This window comes from Kingella oralis (assembly GCF_014054985.1).
GTDB lineage: Bacteria > Pseudomonadota > Gammaproteobacteria > Burkholderiales > Neisseriaceae > Kingella_B > Kingella_B oralis.
The window spans coordinates 2,150,465-2,168,001 of the sequence record NZ_CP059569.1 but is presented as its reverse complement, the minus strand read 5'-3'; the positions used below and the strand labels follow the sequence as shown (position 1 = coordinate 2,168,001).

Genomic DNA, 17,537 nt, shown 5'->3' with positions numbered 1-17,537 from the left:
AGGCTGCCTTTGCGCGCCCTAAAAACAGTTCAGGCTGCCTATCGTTCACCGATTAGGCAGCCTGAAACGCATCAGCGTTTATTTTTTCTTTTTGTTTTTTGCCGGCTCTTTGTCCAACACTTCCGCTTTGGGCGCGCCGTTGGCGGGTGCAGCGGCGGCGGTTTGGCGGTTAATCAGCCATTGCTGGGCAATCGTCAGCAGGTTGTTCACCACGTAATACAGCACCAGCGCGGCGGGGAAGAAGAAGAACATCACCGAGAACATCAGCGGCATGATTTTCATCATTTGCGCTTGGGTGGGGTCGCTGGGCGGCGGGCTCATTTTGGTTTGCAGATACATGGTTACCGCCATCAGAATCGGCAGGATGTAGAACGGGTCGGGGCGCGACAGGTCGTGAATCCAGCCCAGCCACGGCGCTTGGCGCAATTCCACCGATAGGAAAATCATCCAATACAGCCCGATGAAAATCGGCATTTGAATCAGCATCGGCAGGCAACCGCCCAGCGGGTTGATTTTCTCATCGCGGTACAGCTTCATCAGCTCTTGTTGCATCGCCATGCGGTCTTCGGGGTTGGGGTATTTTTTCTTCAATGCTTCCATTTTGGGCTGGATGGAGCGCATTTTTGCCATGGATTTGTAGGCTTTTTGGTTGAGCGGGAACAGGATGGCTTTCACAATCAAAGTCAGCACGATAATCGCCCAGCCCCAGTTGCCGATGATGCCGTGCAGCCAGTTGAGCAGGGCAAACAGCGGCGAGGCGAAAATGTGCACGCGCCCGTAGTCTTTGGTGAGTTCAAATTTTGGGGCGATGGTTTTCAGGATGCTGGTTACTTGCGGGCCGGCGTATAAATTAGCGGCGAAGGTTTTGCTGCCGCCTGCGGGGATGTCCACCGCAGCGGTGTTTACGCCTGCGCTGTATAGGTTGCTGGGCAGGCGTTTGATGCCGATGGTGCATGAGCCGCCTGTGCACAGGTTTTCGCCGTTTTCAGGCTGCATAATCCATGCGGAGGCGAAGTAGTGCTGAATCATGCCCACATAGCCGCCCGAGGCTTTGCGTTGGTATTCGGCGGTGTCTTTGCCTGCTTCAAAGTCTTTGTCCAGCGTGGCGAATTGCACTTTTTGGAATGCGTCGGCATCGGGCGTGTATAAAACAGGACCCACATAGCTGCTGGTAAACCAGCCTTCGCCTGCGGGCTTGCTGTTGTCGCGCACGATTTGGTACGACGTGCCGAGCTTCACGGCTTGGCTGCTGGTGTTTTTCACCTCAAAGCGCACGTTGACCAAATAGCTGCCTTTGGTAAACGTGTAAATTTTGTCTACTTGCACGCCATTTTGCGCGGGGGCAGTGAGACGCACTTCCAGTTTGTCGCCGTTGAGCGTTTGCGATTTTGAGGCAGCCTGAAAATTAGCGTTGGCCAAAATATTGTTGCCGTTGGCATCCACCAAATTGGATTGGGCAACATAAGTGAGCGGCTTGCCGTCGGCGAACAGGGTGAAACTTTGCGCGGTGTCGTGGGTGGCATCGTAGTGTTGCAGGGTTAAGCCGCGCAAATCGCCTGATTTTTCGTCTATCGTGGCTTTAACGGTGTCAGTTTCCACGCTCACGGGCACGGTTGCGCCCAATGGGGCGGCTTGCGGCTGCGCGGCGGTTTGCTGCTGTTGCGCGGCTTGTTGCTGTTGCGGCTGGGCGGCTGGGAAGAAGTGTTGCCAAGCCATCATAAAGACAATCGCCACAGCGGCGGTGGTCAGCATTCGTTTGAAATCGGATGGGTTTTGCTGTTGCATGAGAGTGTTTCCTAAAACTAGGGGACGGGGTCGTAACCGCAGCCGCCCCAAGGGTGGCAACGGGCAAGCCGTTTGAGGGCGAGCCAGCCGCCTTTGAGCGCGCCATATTTGCGCACGGCTTCAATCGCGTATTGCGAACAAGTGGGCGTGTAGCGGCAGCGCGGCGGGATAAGCGGGCTGATGCAGAGTTGGTAAAAACGGATAAGCGCGAGAAAGAGTTTGCGGAACATAAAATCGGCTTTCAGGCTGCCGTGTAATAATCGGGCTTGCCGATGCCGACCGTCCAAAAACAGCGCGATTTTTCCAAATCTTCTTGCAGCCAGGCGGCATCGGCATCTTCGCCGTTTTTGCGCATTTGGGCGATGTCGGCTAAAACGTGTTCTTCGGCAAAGTCGCGCCAAACGCCGATGGAGAGATGGGTATAGCCATAGCAGCAAGGGGCTTCGCTGTCGTCTATGCCCGCGGGGTCTTTTTCGGCAAGCAGCGCGGTTAATTGCGTGGCGGGCAGGGCAAGCGGGTCTGTGCCATACAATGAGAGTTGGTAATCACCGTTTTCGGCGCGGGAAAATTCCATAAACTCCACGCCGTCCGTGCGGTCCAAATCTACGCGCAAGCCTAAGCCGTCGTAATAAAGCTGTTCGGTTTCGCCGCTGCTAGGCTTGCCCAAAAGCGCGACGACATCCTGCCGGCTTTGCCCGAATTGCAGCGTGCCCAGCCCTTCGATTTCTATGCCGTGCAAAGGATGGAGTGTGATGGTTTTCATGCGTATTCTTTTGTAAACGTGTTTTCAGGCAGCCTGAAAAGCCAACTTTCAGGCTGCCTGAAACATTACCGACATTTGCGCGGCAGCATCAATTCCGCCAACTGTTGGCAGACTTCGTGATACTGCCCGCGCCCAAACATCACGCGCACGCGCACCACAAAATCTTTGGCGGGCAGCTCTTGCCGGTGCAGCCTGAACCATTCGCGGATGACGCGCTTCATGTAATTGCGTTTGTTTGCCCGCTTGGCGGCTTTTTTGCCGACCACCAAGCCCAAACGCGCGTGTCCCAGCGCATTGTTTTCCGATTGCAGCACCGCCAAAAAGCTGCGCGAACGCTGTTTTCTTAACGCAAAAACGGAAGAGAACTCTTCCGTTGTGAGCAGCCGATAGGCTTTGCCGAAGCGATGAGCCAATTACACGGCCAAACGTTTGCGGCCTTTGGCGCGACGCGCTGCCAAAACGGCGCGGCCGCCGCGGGTTTTAGAGCGCACCAAGAAGCCGTGGGTGCGTTTGCGTTTGGTAACGGAAGGTTGATAAGTGCGTTTCATGTTGGTTTCCTAATCTGAAATTGGGGGAAAAATAAACGGCGCATTAAACCTGTTTTGATGCGGTTTGTCAAACAAAATAAGTGCTTTGCTGGGTTTCAGGCTGCCTTTTGCGTGGGGTTAGGCAGCCTGAAAATGCTATTGATTATTGAGCCGTTGGATAATCATTTGGCTGAGCTGTTGCACTTCATTGGGTGTGGCGGTGGGGAGTACGGTTTGCCAGTCTCGCTGGGTAAATGTGGTGTAATCCAGCCGCAAAGCTATGCCACGAACAACGGTTAAGCCTTTTGTATTGTCGCGGCTGTCTTTAAAGCGCACATAATAAGTTGCGGGCTGTGGCGTGTTTGTGGGCAAATCCAATACGCGGTTGTAGCGTTTGGTAAGCCATATTGTAGAAAGTGGAACGATGATGTTGTAACAGCCAAACAACAACACAGTAGGCAAAAACAATGTGCCATTGTCAAAAAATAACATGGGGTGGATAAAGTAAACAAGAATGGTAAGTAGCAGCGGTATGGGCAGCGTATAAGCAAACAGTTTTTTCAGGCGCATGGCGTGGTTGCGTTCATTGTTGCTAATGGGTGTGCGCTTTTGCCATGTGATTTCGTTTGTGCCTGCTTGCACGGCGTGGCGCAATTCGGCAAATGGGGTGTCTTGGGGGAGCGGGCTGGGCATGGGGATTATTCCTTTATTAAGTGAGAGAGAAACAGTTTTTAGGCTGCCTTTTGCATGGGTTTGGGCAGCCTGAAAATGCTATTGATTATTGAGCCGTTGGATAATCATTTGGCTGAGCTGTTGCACTTCATTGAGTGTGGCGGTGGGGAGAATTTCTGCCCAATCGGTTGCGGTGAAATTTTGCCAATCGGGGTGAAGATTCATGCCGCGTGAAGCGAATATTCCTTTGTCGAGGAAATATCGGAATGATGCTTTTGTTTGCAGAGTGTAGGTTATGGGGCAAGATTGCTCTGTGGGATGGTTGGCAATTTTGCGCTGGTGTTTAAACATAATGAAAAAATTGAGGGAGAGGGCTGTATAGAAAAATAGCCAAAACAGCGCGAGCAGCCAGTCTGCTAATGATTGGGGCGGATTTCGGGGGCTGCATACTCGGGGCAAGAAATAACAAAAATAATTGCTCATTTTGTCTATGAGCATCAAAAGTGTCAAAAAGGTGATAAGTAAAAACCGTTTCATGGCTTTTTTGGCATCACCGCGTTCGCGGTCGCTAATGGGGCTGGATTTTTGCCATGTGATGTGGGTCGCGTTGGATTGCACGGCGTGGAGTAATTCAGCGAACGGGGTGTCGGGGGTGTTTGACATGGTTGTTTCCTTGTTGGCAATGATAAAAGGGGCTTTTCAGGCTGCCTTTATGGCGGGGGCGAGGCAGCCTGAAAACGTTATGGGTTTATTTGCTGTTTAGGCGTTGGATAATGATTTGGCTGAGGCGGTGTATTTCGTCTGCGCTGGCGGTGGGGAGGATTTCTGCCCATTGGGCGGGGGTAAATTTTTGCCAGCCCAGCTGGGTAATTCTGCCGCGAGCGGCGGTGATGCCGTTGGCGTAGCGGCGTGCTGCTTGTGTTTGTAGGGTGTAAAGGGTGGGGAAGGGCTGCGCGGCGGGGTGGTCGGCGATGCGCCCCATGCGTTTAGCTATCCAAATATCAAACCCAATAAAGCCGATGTTGAAAACCAGCGTAATGGCGAGAAATAACCAAAAAAAACAAACTGCTGCCGGGGCTGCATATATCGGGGGTGAAGTAGCAGCTGCTTAGGCTGAAAATCGGCAATGCGAACGCGGCGGCTAAAAATGCCCATTTTGTTGTTTTGGCGTTGGCGCGTTCGCTGTCGCTAATGGGGTGGGATTTTTGCCATGTGATGCGCTTCTCGCCAGCTTGTACGGCGTGGAGCAATTCGGAAAATGGGGTGTCGGGGGTTGTATGGTTTTGCATGGTTGTTTCCTTGTTTGTGATGATTAAAAAAGGTTTCAGGCTGCCTAAACATCGCTATTCAGCTTCGGCTAGCCGCTTTTGAATCGCGCGGATAAGCTGTTGCAGGGCTTCGGGGCTGGGCGCATCGGGGAGCAGGGCTTGCCAGTCTGCTTGTGTGAAGCTGTCCCAATCTGGGAGGTATCTGTCGCAACGTGTGTCTAGTGTGTTTTTGGGGTAATAGAGACCTCTGCCTCTGTAAATTGATGTGAAATAGGGCGTAAAGTTTTCAGGCTGCATTGTGCCGATTGGCGCGCGCAAGATGCGGATGGCATCGGGCAGTTCTGTTTTCAGTATTGCTATTGCAAGGAAAAACGCTGCCGCGCCCAATAGCATTCCAACGATGCTCAATAGCATCCCAACGGTTTGCTGCTCGTTAAAAATCAAAAGCGATGTCGGCACTGCCGTTACCATAAGCAGCAAGCCCAGCAAAATCAGGCGGTGCAAGTGCTGCCGTGTTAGCAGGTGGTCTTGTTTGCTGATGGGCGTGATTTTCTGCCACGAGATTTCAAGCTCGTCCGATTGCAATTCGCTCAATAATCGTGCGTAGGTGAGTAGGGCACCATAATTGTTTGCTTTCATCGATTTTCCTTATTTTTCAGGCTGCCTAAACATTGCTAGGCAGCCTGAAACCAATCAATTCCCGCTCACATTCAACACAGGCGCGGCGTTTTCTTCGGAAAGCAGCACCGTCATCATATTGGTAACCAGCTTGGCTTTTTCGGGTTCGGTCATGTTTACAATGCCGCGTTTTTCCAGCTCGGCAACCGTGCCCGCCACCATGCCGATTGCGCCACGCACCAGCGTTTGCCGCGCCAAAATCACCGCTTCGGCTTGCTGGCGGCGCAGCATGGCTTGGGCGATTTCGGGCGCGTAAGCCAGATGCGTGAAGCGCGTTTCGTCAATGCTGATGCCCGCGATTTCCACGCGCTCTTGCACCATGCGGCGAAATTGCTCCAAGATTTTGTCCGAATGCCCCGTTAGGCTGTCTGCCGAGCCGTCGTTGGTGTAAGGATGGTGGGTTGCCAAAACCCGCAGCGCGCCTTCGCTTTGCACCTGCAAAAAGTCGTGCGCGTTTTCCACGTCCAGCACCGCAGCGGCGGGGTTTTCAATGTGGTACACAATAGCGGCGGCGATTTCAATCGGCGTGCCAGAGGCATCGTTCACTTTCAGCGTGGCGGTAACGTAGTTGCTGGTTTTTAGCGACACGCTCACCGTGTTGTAAAACGGCAGTAGCCAAAAAAAGCCCGATTGGGGCAACACGCCTGCGTATTTGCCAAACAGCGTGCCCACCAAAGCGGTGTTAGGCTGCACCACGCGAAAGCGCGTAAAGCCATATCCCAGCGGCAGCAGCAGAAAACCCAAGCCGCCCGCTCCGTTTTCCAATGCGCTAAACATTCGCCACACCACAAATAACGTGATTGCCACCAATACGGCGGCTGCGGCAAAGCCGTTAAGATGCGGCATGGTGTATTTTTTGCTGTATGACTGGCTTATGGGAACTCCTTATCGGTTGAGGGTTGGAAATGGGTTGGATTATAGTGTAAAAACGATTGATTTTTCGTGATTTTTTATGATTTGTTGGCTGCTGACAACAGTCCCATCATGCCCCAAAAAACTGTGGATAATGTTATCCACAACGGCGCGGTCTTAACAAAAATTTGCGGTATAATGGCGAACATATCCACAACGTAACAAAGTAGTCCCATGCGTCTTCCCGAATTTTGGTCCCAATGCCTTGCGCTTTTGCAATCCGAGCTTTCCGAACAGCAATTTTCCCGCGACATCGCACCGATTACGGTGGGCGAACAAGATGGCGCGTGGGTGTTGTTTGCCAAAAACCAATTTGCGGCAAACCTGTTGCGCACCCAATACGCCCGCAAAATCCACGAAGCCGCCGCGCTGATTGCGCCCGATGCGCCCGAATTGCTGTTTCAAGCAGGCGTGGGCGAGCGGGTGGCAATGGCGCAAGTGCCTGCGGATGTGGTTAGCCCTGTAAACAACGATAGAGGCAGCCTGAAAACCGCAAACGACAACCAAGCGCAAACTGAAACCGCACCCGCATCCGAGCCAACGCCAAGCCCCGCCCGCAACAAAAGTGCGCAAGACATCTTAGCCGAGCGCATGAGCAACCTGCGCCCCGCCAAGCAATCCCCCCAAAGGCAGCCTGAAAACGCCGCAAGCAAGCCCTCCGCCATCGCCGCCGAGCAAGCCCGCGAAGCCGCCGAACAACGCCTAAACCAAACCAATCTTTCCCCCGACTACACCTTTGAAACGCTGGTGGAAGGCAAGGGCAACCAGCTTGCCGCCAACGTTGCCAAAAGCATCGCCGAAAAACCAGGCGACAGCATGTATAACCCGTTTTTCGTGTATGGCAGCACAGGCTTGGGCAAAACCCACTTGGTGCAAGCCATCGGCAACGAATTGCTGCGGCTCAACCCCAAAGCCAAAGTGCGCTATATGCACTCGGATGAATACCTGAAAACCTTTATGGCAACCGTGCGCAACAAAACATGGGATACGTTTAAACAGCAATATTTGCATTACAACCTGCTGATTATCGACGATATTCAATTTATCTCGGGCAAAGACCGCACCATGGAAGAATTTTTCTTCCTGTTTGAGCATTTTCACTCGCGCGACCAGCAAATTATCCTCACCTGCGACCAGTTGCCCAGCAGCTTGGAAGACATGGACAAACGCCTTGTGTCGCGCTTTTCATGGGGCATGACCATCCGCCTAGAACCGCCCGAATTGGAAATGCGCGTGGACATTTTGGAGCGCAAAGCCCAAGCCGCGGGCATTATGCTGGAAGAAGATGCCGCCACCTTTATCGCGCAAAACGTAAAACAAAATGTGCGCGAGCTGGAAGGCGCGTTAAACCGCGTGATTGCGCGCTGCCGATTTAGCAAAGCCAGCACCATAGACATAGACCTCGCCACCGACGCGCTGCAAGATATCGTTGCCAGCAACTACAAGCCGATTACCGTTGAGCTGATTATGAAAGCCGTTGCCGACCATTACCACATCAGCATCCGCGATATTTTGGGCAAAAAACGCAGCCGCAACCTTGCCCGCCCGCGCCAAATCGCCATGGCGATTACCAAAGAACTCACCAACCTAAGCCTGCCTGCCATTGGCGACGCATTTGGCGGGCGCGACCACACCACCGTGATGCACGCGGTGAAAACCATCGCCAAGCTGCGGCAAGACGAGCCTGAATTGAAGCAGGATTATGAGAAATTGCTGATTGTGATACAGCATTAGCGAACAGCGTTTTCAGGCTGCCTATATGGTTCAGCAAAGGCAGCCTGAAAACGCCATCCAGCAAAAGGAAGCAATATGAACAAACTCTGGAACAGCATCAAATGGCTGGCAGGCACGTTGGCGTTGTTTGGCGTGGTTATGTTGGGCGATATGCTGCGCGGCGATCCGATTACCCTGCGCCACTATATTGCTGCCGCTGGGATGGCTGGCTTTTTCGGGATAAACAGCTTGCCGCTGCAATGGTCTGCGCGCCAACGCTTTGCTTTTAACTTTGGCTATGTGTCGCTTTCCATGCTCGCCATATCGTTTTATTTCGGCGAACCGTTTACATGGATAGGCTATGTTTTCGTGCCGTGCGCCATCGCATTGAGCATGGCGGCGATTTTCCATGCCAATCATTTGATGCGCGCAGCAGCCGAACAAGAGCAAGCGAAACAAGCCAGCAACAACCAAAAGGCAGCCTGAAACGAACAAAGCAAGTTTCAGCCAAGCCAACGCGAATTACCCCCATGCAAAACTACCGCCAAAAACTCAAACCGCTCATCATCATCGCCATCATCATGCTGATTTTTTCCGCGCTAGACGACAAAATCACCCACGAAGAATGGTACAGCTTCGGCGTGATTTGCCTGCTCGTGCTCCCCTTTTGGACCATGTGGGACATCAACACCCGCAACGCAGGCAAATTCAGGCTGCCGCTCTACGCGCTGGGTACGTTCATCGGCATCTTCGGTGCAAACTACATGCTGCGCGAACACAGCATCAACACCCTGCTGATAAGCCCGCTGATTTACACCGCCCTGTTTACATGGCTGCAAAGCCTGGCGGACAAACAGCCGCCGCCCGAATAGGCAGCCTGAAAACAAGCAACGCGCGTTTCAGCAAAGCCCAAACGCATCATGCGCTGGCTGCGAAACCACACCCCTTTTCAACATCCCAAACACAAAGGAACCCCATCATGTTAATCCTGCAAACTGAGCGCGACGCGCTGCTCAAACCTCTGCAAACCGCCACCGGCATCGTGGAGCGCAAGCACACCCTGCCCATTTTGGCGAACGTGCTGCTGGAAAGCAAAGGCGGCAAAGTGCACATCCTCGCCACCGACTTGGAAATCCAAATCCACACCCAAGGCGCAGACAGCGAACAAGGCGATTTCCAGCTCACCACCAACGCCAAAAAACTGCAAGACATCCTGCGCGCCTTGCCCGAAAACGCCACCGTGCAACTGGATTTGGACGAACACAAGCTCACGCTCAAAGCCGGCAAATCGCGCTTCAACCTGCAAACCCTGCCGCCCGCCGATTTCCCCACCATGAACATCAGCGAAACCACCCACACCCAATTTTCCCTGCCGCAAGAAACGCTGAAACACATGATTAACCAAGTGCAATACAGCATGGCGGTGCAAGATATTCGCTATTATCTCAACGGCTTGCTGCTGCAAGTGGAAGGCAACCAACTGCGCCTGGTCGCCACCGACGGACACCGCCTTGCCTACGCCAGCACCACCATCGAAGCCGAGTTGGCAAAACAAGATGTGATTTTGCCGCGCAAAACCGTGCTGGAATTGGTGAAACTGCTCAACCAGCCCAAAGAAGCCATCCAAATTGAGCTGCTGGACAACCAAGTGCGCTTCCAATGCGGCGACACCACCATCGTGAGCAAAGTCATCGACGGCAAATTCCCCGACTACAACCGTGTCATCCCGCTGGACAACGACAAAATCTTCGTCATCAACCGCGCCACGCTGCTGGGTGCGCTGGAACGCTCCGCCATTCTCGCCAACGAAAAATTCCGCGGCGTGCGCCTGCAACTGGCCCCGGGCAGCCTGAAAATCACATGCAGCAACAGCGAGCAGGAAGAAGCCAGCGAAGAGCTGGAAATCGCCTACGCGGGCGAAAGCCTGGAAGTCGGCTTCAACATCCAATTCCTGATGGACGTGCTGCGCAGCGCAAACAGCGATGACATCCAAATCGCATTTGGCGATGCCAACCGCTCCACGCTGATTACGCTGCCCAACAACGCCGAGTTCAAATACATCGTGATGCCGATGCGGATTTAATTACGCTAACCCGTTTTCAGGCTGCCTCTATCGTGCACAGATAAGGCAGCCTGAAAATATTACACCGCCTGCCAACCCTTCCCGAAAGCCCCACCATGATTACCCATCTAACCGGCAAACTCGCCGAAAAACACCCGCCGCAAATCACCATCGATGTAAACGGCATCGGCTACGAGCTGGAAGTCTCCATGCAAACCTTTTACCAACTGCCCAACATCGGCGACAGCCTCCACATCTACACCCAGCTCATCGTGCGCGAAGATGCCCATTTACTGTTCGGCTTCGCCGGCAAAGCCGAGCGCGCCACCTTCCGCCAGCTGGTGAAAGTGAGCGGCATCGGCGCGAAAACCGCGCTGGGCATCCTGTCCGCATTTAGTGCCGATGAACTCGCCGCCGCCATCGCGCAAGAAGACATCAAACGCCTATCCGCCGCTCCCGGAATCGGCAAGAAAACCGCCGAGCGCATGATTTTGGAGCTGCGCGGCAAACTCGCCCCCACCAGCGGCGAGGCAACAGGCTTATTCGCCCCCGCCGTCACGCCCGATGCCAGCGAAGACATCATCAGCACCCTGCTGGCGCTGGGCTACAACGAACGCGAAGCCCGCGCCGCCACCAAAGGCATCCCCGCCGATACGGATGTGGGCGAAGGCGTGCGATTGGCGTTGAAAAACCTGATGAAATGATGTTAGGCTTCCAACTCAGGCTGGCTGGCGGGCAAACCCATAGGCAGCCTGAAAACCAACCGGCCAATTAATTTCAGGCTGCCCTGTAACGCATAATCCCACACCCTATCACTTCAAAGGAATCAAAATGAGCCAAACCCCTGCTATTCTCCAATCCCTTCCCATCGGACAAAAAATCGGCATCGCCTTTTCGGGCGGGCTGGACACTTCCGCCGCGCTGTTGTGGATAAAACTGAAAGGCGGCAACCCCTATGCCTACACCGCCAACCTCGGGCAACCCGACGAAGACGACTATTCCGCCATCCCGCAAAAAGCCATGGAATACGGCGCGGAAAACGCCCGCCTGATTGACTGCCGCAGACAGCTTGCCTGCGAGGGCATCGCTGCCATCCAATGCGGCGCGTTCCATGTTTCCACCGGCGGCATGCCTTATTTCAACACCACCCCGCTCGGGCGCGCCGTAACGGGCACCGCGCTGGTCGCCGCCATGAAACAAGACGACGTAAACATCTGGGGCGACGGCAGCACCTATAAAGGCAACGACATCGAACGCTTCTACCGCTATGGCTTGTTGACCAACCCCGCGCTCAAAATCTACAAACCGTGGCTGGACCAACAGTTCATCAACGAATTGGGCGGGCGCGAAGAAATGTCCAAATACCTGATTGCCAACGGGTTTGACTACAAAATGTCGGTGGAAAAAGCCTATTCCACCGATTCCAATATGCTCGGTGCCACGCACGAAGCCAAAGATTTGGAATTTTTAAATTGCGGCATCAACATCGTGCAACCGATTATGGGCGTGGCGTTTTGGGACGAAAACGTTGAAATCCAAGCCGAAACCGTGTCCGTGCGCTTTGAAGAGGGCGTGCCCGTTGCGCTGAACGGCAAAACCTTTGACAACCCCGTAGAGCTTATTTTGGAAGCCAACCGCATCGGTGGGCGGCACGGCTTGGGCATGAGCGACCAAATTGAAAACCGCATCATCGAAGCCAAATCGCGCGGCATCTACGAAGCTCCCGCCATGGCACTGCTCCACATCGCCTACGAGCGCTTGGTAACCGGCATCCACAACGAAGACACCATCGAGCAATACCGCATCAACGGCCTGCGCTTGGGCAGATTGCTGTATCAAGGGCGCTGGTTTGACAGCCAAGCCCTGATGCTGCGCGAAGCCGCCCAACACTGGGTGGCCAAAGCCGTTACCGGCGAAGTAACGCTGCAACTGCGCCGCGGCAACGACTATTCCATTTTGGACACCGAAAGCCCGAACCTGACCTACCACCCCGAGCGGCTGAGCATGGAAAAAGTGGAAAACGCCGCCTTCACCCCCGCCGACCGCATCGGGCAGCTGACCATGCGCAATCTGGATATTTCCGACACCCGTGCCAAACTGCGGGTTTACGCGCAAACAGGCTTGGTGCAGCTGGGCGACGGGACAAACGTGCCCAAGCTGGACAGCAAATAAAGCGGTTCGGCTTCCGGTTTCAGGCTGCCTTTCCCCCATCGTTGTGGCAGCCTGAAAAACATCCGCAGCCGCCCCAAGGCAGCCTGAAACCTGTGTAGAACCCGCATCCGATGGAGCGTCGGCAGCCCGCCGACATTTCCCAACCAATCCAGCCGTGTTAAACACACCATTGGGCAACGAGCCGTTGCCGCGCCATTTCGGCACGGATACCGTTTACGCTTCCATCCCCCACCGCGATGCCATGCTGGTGTTTCCCCAATGCGCGGGCGGCTAGCTGCAAGCCTACCGCGACATGATTGCGGAACACGAAAGCGACGGCGAAAAACCGCTCACGTTTACCCTGTTTGAAGTCAGCCCCAACGGCGTGCGCGCGATGGCGTAGATTGCCGTTAACGGAATACTGATGCCGAGGCAGCCTGAAAATGGGAAAACCTTTATTTTCAGGCTGCCTCACACAATAAGGCAGCCTGAAAGCCCATTTCAGCGTAAAATCCGCCCTTTCCTTTTTCAGGCAGCCTGAAAAACACACCTCAACCAAACCACACAAACAAAGGAACACAACCATGCCCGACTACCGCTCCAAAACCTCCACCCACGGACGCAACATGGCAGGCGCGCGCGCCCTTTGGCGCGCCACAGGCGTTGCCGACAGCGACTTTGGCAAGCCCATCATCGCCATCGCCAACTCGTTCACCCAGTTCGTGCCCGGCCATGTGCACCTGCACAACATGGGGCAGCTCGTTGCCCGCGAAATAGAAAAAGCAGGCGCGATCGCCAAAGAATTTAACACCATCGCCGTGGACGACGGCATTGCCATGGGACACAGCGGGATGCTGTATTCGCTGCCCAGCCGCGATTTAATCGCCGACAGCGTGGAATATATGGTAAACGCCCATTGCGCCGATGCGCTGGTGTGCATTTCCAACTGCGACAAAATCACCCCAGGGATGCTGATGGCGGCGATGCGCCTGAACATCCCCACCATCTTTGTATCGGGCGGGCCGATGGAAGCGGGCAAAGTAGTCGGCGCGATTAACATTGCCGACAGCCGCCGCTTGGACTTGGTGGACGCGATGATTGACGCGGCGGACGACAACGTTTCCGATGCCGCCATCGCCGAAATTGAACAAAACGCCTGCCCCACTTGCGGCTCGTGTTCGGGGATGTTTACCGCCAACTCCATGAACTGTTTAACCGAAGCGCTCGGCTTGTCGCTTCCGGGTAACGGCTCACTGGTTGCCACCCACGCAGGGCGCAAAGAATTGTTCCTAGAAGCAGGGCGGCTCATCGTAGAAATCACCAAACGGCACTACGAGCAAAATGATTATTCCGTGCTGCCGCGCAGCATCGCCACCAAAGCCGCGTTTGAAAACGCCATGACCATGGACATCGCCATGGGCGGCAGCACCAACACCATTTTGCACTTGCTCGCCGTTGCCCAAGAAGCAGGCGTGGATTTCAAAATGGCGGATATTGACCGCCTGAGCCGCATCGTGCCCTGCCTGTGCAAAACCGCGCCCAACAACCACGATTACTACATGGAAGACGTGCACCGCGCAGGCGGCATCATCGGCATCCTGAAAGAGCTAGACAAAGCAGGCAAATTGCACACCGACGCGCTCACCATCCATTCAGGCAGCCTGAAAGAAGCCATCGCCAAATGGGACATTGCCAACCCCGCCAACACCGAAGCGATTGAACGCTTCAAAGCCGCGCCGGGCGGCGTGCGCAGCACCCAAGCCTTCTCGCAAAACCGCCAATGGAAAACGCTGGATTTAGACCGCGCAAACGGCTGTATCCGCGACGTGGCGCACGCTTATTCGCAAGACGGCGGCTTGGCAGTCTTGTTTGGCAACATCGCCGAGCGCGGCTGTGTGGTGAAAACCGCCGGCGTGGACGAAAGCATCTGGCAGTTCACCGGGCGCGCCCGCGTGTTTGAAAGCCAAGAAGATGCCGTGGCAGGCATTTTGGGCAACCAAATCGTGGCGGGCGACATCGTTATCATCCGCTACGAAGGCCCCAAAGGCGGGCCGGGGATGCAAGAAATGCTGTACCCCACCAGCTACCTAAAATCCAAAGGCTTGGGCAAAGCCTGCGCCTTGCTCACCGACGGGCGTTTCTCGGGTGGCACATCGGGTTTGAGCATCGGGCACGCCTCGCCCGAAGCCGCAGAAGGCGGCGCCATCGGCTTGGTGCACGAGGGCGACACCATTGAAATCGACATCCCCAACCGCCGCATCCACCTTGCCGTGTCCGACGAAGAACTCGCCCGCCGCCGCGCCGAAATGGAAGCACGCGGCAGCCGCGCATGGAAGCCCGAAAGCCGCGAGCGATACGTTTCCGCCGCACTACGCGCCTATGCCGCGATGGCGACCTCTGCCGACAAAGGCGCGGTGCGCGATGTGAGCCAAGTGGAACGCTGATTGGCGTGAACAAGGAAAGGCAGCCTGAAAATGGAGAATATCCGTTTTCAGGCTGCCTATTGCAATGGAGAACCCATGGCCATTCACCGCTACCGCTTCCCGCCCGTCAACGTTGCCTTTGTTTGCTTTGCCTGCCGTGTCAAAACCACGCGCAGCAAATACGGCGGCATCAACCAACCCGCCGTGCTCTGCCCGCAATGCCGCCGCCCCTGCGACAACATCGGCGACCGCCGTCCCGCGCCGCCGCGCAACCGCGAGTCGGCATGGCAGCAAATGGAGCGCGATTATCGCAGTTTGCAGCAGCGCATTTTGGCGGCGTATCAGCAATGGCGGCATGAAGCACGCAGCGCAACGCTGGCGCATTTGCAATGGGCGCAGAAGCTGAATCTGCCCGACATCATCGCGCGTGATGAATTTTGGCTGGAAAAACTGGACGCGCTGCCCGATGTGCCGCGTGCGGTCAATGTGCCGTATCAACGCGATTGGCTGGGCATGGTGCAGGGCGCGGTGTGGCACAGCGGCTTGGGCAAGCCGTATCCTGCCGAGCTGCAAGCATTGATGGGCAAGCCGTTTAACAAAGAGCGGCAGGCGCAGATTGATACACGCGTTGCCAAACATCAGCGCCTGCATCTGCACGATTTCTTCGGTGAATTGCACACCGCTTGCACCACGTTTCGCGACAACGGGCAATATTGGCACCAGCGCGATGTGCATGAATGGGCTGAGGATTTGTGTTGGCAGTAGATTGAGTGCGATGAAAAAAGGCAGCCTGAAAACGGATTTTTCCATTTTCAGGCTGCCTTTATATGCAAACAAAGCGGGTGATGGGAATCGAACCCACGTCAGTAGCTTGGGAAGCTAATGTCTTACCATTAGACGACACCCGCGAAAGCCGCGCATTATACGGTGTTTTAGGCAGCCTGAAAATGGGAATTAGGCTACAATTCGTCATTTCTTTTTCCGCCCGCCCCATCATGCGCCGCTTTGCCTTCTCTTTTTTGCTTGCCCTGCCCATTCTTGCCTTTCTCGGCGTGCTGGTGGTTGCGCCGTTGGCGGCGATGTTGGGCTATCAAGACGCTGCACCGTTGTGGGGCGAGATGCTGGGCGATGCGTATTACCAGCGGCGCATCATCTGGACGGTGTTTCAGGCTGCCGCCACCGTGTTGCTGACCGGTTTGCTCGGCGTGCCGATTGCTTGGGCGTTGGCGCGCTTGCAGTTTGCGGGGCGCGCTTTGGTGTTGCGGCTGCTGATGCTGCCGTTTATTTTGCCCACGCTGGTGGCGGGCATGGGCGTGTTGGCGTTGTTTGGTGAGCGCGGTGCGTTGTGGCGCGGTTGGGCGGACACGGCGGCGTTGCTGTTGTATGGCAATGTGTTTTTTAATTTGCCTGTGATGATTCGCGCGGCGTATCAGGGCTTGGCATCTGTGCCCGCCAACCGTTTGGCGGCGGCGCAAACGCTGGGCGCGAACGCTTGGCAACGCTTTTGGCGCGTGGAATTCCCTGTGCTCAAAGCATGGCTGGCGGGCGGCGCGTGTTTGGTGTTTTTGTATTGCTTTTCGGGCTTTGGGCTGGCGTTGCTGTTGGGCGGGCAGCGGTTTGCCACGGTGGAAGTGGAAGTGTATCAACTGATTGCGTATGAATTGGACATGGCGCACGCGGCGGTGCTGGTGTGGCTGGTGCTGGGCGTAACCGCGCTGGCGGGGCTGTTGTATGCATGGATTAGCCGCCGCGCGGATGCCGCCGAGGTGCGCGCCCGGCAGCCTGAAAAACCGAAAACGCGGGCGGAGCGCGCCCTGCTGGCGCTTGCCTTGTTTACGCTGGCCGCGTGCTGCGCGCTGCCCCTGCTGGCGATTGCGTTTCAGGCTGCCCAAGCGGGCGCGGCGTGGCGCGTGTTGTGGGATGGCGACACGCTGGCGGCGTTGTGGAACACGGCGCGGTTTTCAGGCGGCGCGGTGTTGGGCGCGGCGGTGTTGGGCGCGTTGCACGCCGCTGCGGCGCGGCAATGGGCGGCGATTCGTGCGCTGACATTTTTGCCGTTTATGGTGTCGCCCGTGTGCTTGTCGTTTGGCGTGTTGCTGCTGTATCCCGCTTGGTCGGCGAGCTTGCCGATGCTGATTGCGCTGTATGCCTTGCTGGCTTATCCCTTTGTTACCAAAGATATTTTATCCGCTTGGGACGCGCTGCCCGCCAACTATACCGCCGCCGCGCGGGTGGCAGGCGCCAGCCGTTTTCAGGCTGCCTATGCGGTTACGCTGCCCCTGCTGCTGCCCGCCCTGCGCCGTGGCCTAACGCTTGCTGCCGCCACTTGCATCGGCGAATTTGCCGCTACGCTGTTTCTGTCGCGCCCCGAATGGACCACGCTGACCACGCTGATTTACCGCTATTTGAGCAAGGTGGGCGCGGCAAACCACGATAAAGCGTTGGTGCTGACGGCGGTGCTGCTGGGGTTGAGCTTGCTGGTATTTATGCTGCTGGACGCGAGCGATAGGCAGCCTGAAAAATCATAGCGGCGGTTTTGCCGCCATTTTGCCAACCCAAACACGGCTGTGCCCATTAGGCAGC

Annotated in this window: 20 protein-coding genes and 1 tRNA gene; 9 read left to right on the top strand and 12 right to left on the bottom strand. The window is 55.6% G+C overall.

The window, feature by feature from the left end; translation table 11 throughout:
- Window positions 1–78 precede the first annotated feature (78 nt).
- The 11 genes from yidC to H3L93_RS11560 all read right to left on the bottom strand — a co-directional run bounded on the left by yidC (window position 79) and on the right by H3L93_RS11560 (window position 6,539).
- A complete protein-coding gene (gene yidC, locus H3L93_RS11610) occupies window positions 79–1,785 on the bottom strand; it encodes a membrane protein insertase YidC (RefSeq protein ID WP_003795960.1) in 1,707 nt (568 codons plus the stop codon).
- A 17-nt stretch (window positions 1,786–1,802) separates the two neighbouring features.
- Entirely contained in the window at window positions 1,803–2,015 is a 213-nt protein-coding gene (gene yidD / locus H3L93_RS11605; protein WP_003795963.1) for a membrane protein insertion efficiency factor YidD, read from the bottom strand.
- An 11-nt stretch (window positions 2,016–2,026) separates the two neighbouring features.
- Window positions 2,027–2,548: a hypothetical protein gene (locus H3L93_RS11600; RefSeq protein ID WP_003795964.1), complete on the bottom strand. Its 522-nt coding sequence runs from the start codon at window positions 2,546–2,548 to the stop codon at window positions 2,027–2,029.
- A 65-nt stretch (window positions 2,549–2,613) separates the two neighbouring features.
- Window positions 2,614–2,961, bottom strand: coding sequence for a ribonuclease P protein component (gene rnpA, locus H3L93_RS11595; RefSeq protein ID WP_003795966.1), 348 nt, complete (start codon window positions 2,959–2,961; stop codon window positions 2,614–2,616).
- Entirely contained in the window at window positions 2,962–3,096 is a 135-nt protein-coding gene (gene rpmH, locus H3L93_RS11590; RefSeq protein ID WP_002214728.1) for a 50S ribosomal protein L34, read from the bottom strand.
- A 135-nt stretch (window positions 3,097–3,231) separates the two neighbouring features.
- Window positions 3,232–3,768: a hypothetical protein gene (locus tag H3L93_RS11585; protein ID WP_003795969.1), complete on the bottom strand. Its 537-nt coding sequence runs from the start codon at window positions 3,766–3,768 to the stop codon at window positions 3,232–3,234.
- A 78-nt stretch (window positions 3,769–3,846) separates the two neighbouring features.
- Complete coding sequence (locus H3L93_RS11580; protein WP_003795971.1) at window positions 3,847–4,410, bottom strand: hypothetical protein; 564 nt, start codon at window positions 4,408–4,410, stop codon at window positions 3,847–3,849.
- Window positions 4,411–4,495: 85 nt separating this feature from the next.
- Complete coding sequence (locus H3L93_RS11575; RefSeq protein ID WP_003795974.1) at window positions 4,496–4,729, bottom strand: hypothetical protein; 234 nt, start codon at window positions 4,727–4,729, stop codon at window positions 4,496–4,498.
- A 19-nt stretch (window positions 4,730–4,748) separates the two neighbouring features.
- On the bottom strand, window positions 4,749–5,036 hold the full coding sequence (locus tag H3L93_RS11570) for a hypothetical protein (RefSeq protein WP_003795976.1): 288 nt from the start codon (window positions 5,034–5,036) through the stop codon (window positions 4,749–4,751).
- A 54-nt stretch (window positions 5,037–5,090) separates the two neighbouring features.
- Complete coding sequence (locus H3L93_RS11565; protein WP_003795978.1) at window positions 5,091–5,654, bottom strand: hypothetical protein; 564 nt, start codon at window positions 5,652–5,654, stop codon at window positions 5,091–5,093.
- Between the two features lie 54 nt (window positions 5,655–5,708).
- Window positions 5,709–6,539, bottom strand: a complete 831-nt coding sequence (locus H3L93_RS11560; RefSeq protein WP_003795980.1) for an SPFH domain-containing protein — start codon at window positions 6,537–6,539, stop codon at window positions 5,709–5,711.
- Window positions 6,540–6,779: 240 nt separating this feature from the next.
- On the opposite strand from H3L93_RS11560, the gene dnaA reads away from it, so the two are divergent.
- From dnaA to H3L93_RS11520, 8 genes are all read left to right on the top strand, one after another.
- A complete protein-coding gene (dnaA, locus tag H3L93_RS11555; protein ID WP_003795984.1) occupies window positions 6,780–8,339 on the top strand; it encodes a chromosomal replication initiator protein DnaA in 1,560 nt (519 codons plus the stop codon).
- Window positions 8,340–8,414: 75 nt separating this feature from the next.
- Window positions 8,415–8,804, top strand: coding sequence for a hypothetical protein (locus H3L93_RS11550; RefSeq protein ID WP_003795986.1), 390 nt, complete (start codon window positions 8,415–8,417; stop codon window positions 8,802–8,804).
- Between the two features lie 44 nt (window positions 8,805–8,848).
- Window positions 8,849–9,190: a hypothetical protein gene (locus tag H3L93_RS11545; protein ID WP_003795988.1), complete on the top strand. Its 342-nt coding sequence runs from the start codon at window positions 8,849–8,851 to the stop codon at window positions 9,188–9,190.
- A 107-nt stretch (window positions 9,191–9,297) separates the two neighbouring features.
- Window positions 9,298–10,401 (top strand): DNA polymerase III subunit beta, encoded by a 1,104-nt coding sequence (gene dnaN / locus H3L93_RS11540; protein WP_003795990.1) that lies wholly within the window; start codon window positions 9,298–9,300, stop codon window positions 10,399–10,401.
- A gap of 95 nt (window positions 10,402–10,496) precedes the next feature.
- Complete coding sequence (gene ruvA / locus H3L93_RS11535; protein WP_003795992.1) at window positions 10,497–11,084, top strand: Holliday junction branch migration protein RuvA; 588 nt, start codon at window positions 10,497–10,499, stop codon at window positions 11,082–11,084.
- Window positions 11,085–11,211: 127 nt separating this feature from the next.
- Entirely contained in the window at window positions 11,212–12,552 is a 1,341-nt protein-coding gene (gene argG, locus H3L93_RS11530; protein WP_003795994.1) for an argininosuccinate synthase, read from the top strand.
- Between the two features lie 563 nt (window positions 12,553–13,115).
- On the top strand, window positions 13,116–14,975 hold the full coding sequence (gene ilvD / locus H3L93_RS11525; RefSeq protein ID WP_003795998.1) for a dihydroxy-acid dehydratase: 1,860 nt from the start codon (window positions 13,116–13,118) through the stop codon (window positions 14,973–14,975).
- 30 nt (window positions 14,976–15,005) lie between these two features.
- Window positions 15,006–15,719 (top strand): hypothetical protein, encoded by a 714-nt coding sequence (locus tag H3L93_RS11520; RefSeq protein ID WP_003796000.1) that lies wholly within the window; start codon window positions 15,006–15,008, stop codon window positions 15,717–15,719.
- Window positions 15,720–15,791: 72 nt separating this feature from the next.
- Here the strand turns inward: H3L93_RS11520 and H3L93_RS11515 are convergent.
- A tRNA-Gly gene (locus H3L93_RS11515) sits at window positions 15,792–15,862 on the bottom strand.
- 39 nt (window positions 15,863–15,901) lie between these two features.
- Here H3L93_RS11515 and H3L93_RS11510 point away from each other — a divergent pair.
- Window positions 15,902–17,482, top strand: a complete 1,581-nt coding sequence (locus H3L93_RS11510) for an ABC transporter permease (RefSeq protein WP_425484951.1) — start codon at window positions 15,902–15,904, stop codon at window positions 17,480–17,482.
- Window positions 17,483–17,537 lie beyond the last annotated feature (55 nt).

Excerpts from the sequence above, each read along its gene's own strand:
- yidC (WP_003795960.1), bottom strand. The coding sequence starts at position 1,785 with ATGCAACAGCAAAACCCATCCGATTTCAAACGAATGCTGACCACCGCC.
- yidD (WP_003795963.1), bottom strand. The coding sequence starts at position 2,015 with ATGTTCCGCAAACTCTTTCTCGCGCTTATCCGTTTTTACCAACTCTGC.
- H3L93_RS11600 (WP_003795964.1), bottom strand. The coding sequence starts at position 2,548 with ATGAAAACCATCACACTCCATCCTTTGCACGGCATAGAAATCGAAGGG.
- rpmH (WP_002214728.1), bottom strand. The coding sequence starts at position 3,096 with ATGAAACGCACTTATCAACCTTCCGTTACCAAACGCAAACGCACCCAC.
- H3L93_RS11585 (WP_003795969.1), bottom strand. The coding sequence starts at position 3,768 with ATGCCCAGCCCGCTCCCCCAAGACACCCCATTTGCCGAATTGCGCCAC.
- H3L93_RS11580 (WP_003795971.1), bottom strand. The coding sequence starts at position 4,410 with ATGTCAAACACCCCCGACACCCCGTTCGCTGAATTACTCCACGCCGTG.
- H3L93_RS11575 (WP_003795974.1), bottom strand. The coding sequence starts at position 4,729 with ATGGGGCGCATCGCCGACCACCCCGCCGCGCAGCCCTTCCCCACCCTT.
- H3L93_RS11570 (WP_003795976.1), bottom strand. The coding sequence starts at position 5,036 with ATGCAAAACCATACAACCCCCGACACCCCATTTTCCGAATTGCTCCAC.
- H3L93_RS11565 (WP_003795978.1), bottom strand. The coding sequence starts at position 5,654 with ATGAAAGCAAACAATTATGGTGCCCTACTCACCTACGCACGATTATTG.
- H3L93_RS11560 (WP_003795980.1), bottom strand. The coding sequence starts at position 6,539 with ATGCCGCATCTTAACGGCTTTGCCGCAGCCGCCGTATTGGTGGCAATC.
- dnaA (WP_003795984.1), top strand. The coding sequence starts at position 6,780 with ATGCGTCTTCCCGAATTTTGGTCCCAATGCCTTGCGCTTTTGCAATCC.
- H3L93_RS11550 (WP_003795986.1), top strand. The coding sequence starts at position 8,415 with ATGAACAAACTCTGGAACAGCATCAAATGGCTGGCAGGCACGTTGGCG.
- H3L93_RS11545 (WP_003795988.1), top strand. The coding sequence starts at position 8,849 with ATGCAAAACTACCGCCAAAAACTCAAACCGCTCATCATCATCGCCATC.
- dnaN (WP_003795990.1), top strand. The coding sequence starts at position 9,298 with ATGTTAATCCTGCAAACTGAGCGCGACGCGCTGCTCAAACCTCTGCAA.
- ruvA (WP_003795992.1), top strand. The coding sequence starts at position 10,497 with ATGATTACCCATCTAACCGGCAAACTCGCCGAAAAACACCCGCCGCAA.
- argG (WP_003795994.1), top strand. The coding sequence starts at position 11,212 with ATGAGCCAAACCCCTGCTATTCTCCAATCCCTTCCCATCGGACAAAAA.
- ilvD (WP_003795998.1), top strand. The coding sequence starts at position 13,116 with ATGCCCGACTACCGCTCCAAAACCTCCACCCACGGACGCAACATGGCA.
- H3L93_RS11520 (WP_003796000.1), top strand. The coding sequence starts at position 15,006 with ATGGAGAATATCCGTTTTCAGGCTGCCTATTGCAATGGAGAACCCATG.
- H3L93_RS11510 (WP_425484951.1), top strand. The coding sequence starts at position 15,902 with ATGGGAATTAGGCTACAATTCGTCATTTCTTTTTCCGCCCGCCCCATC.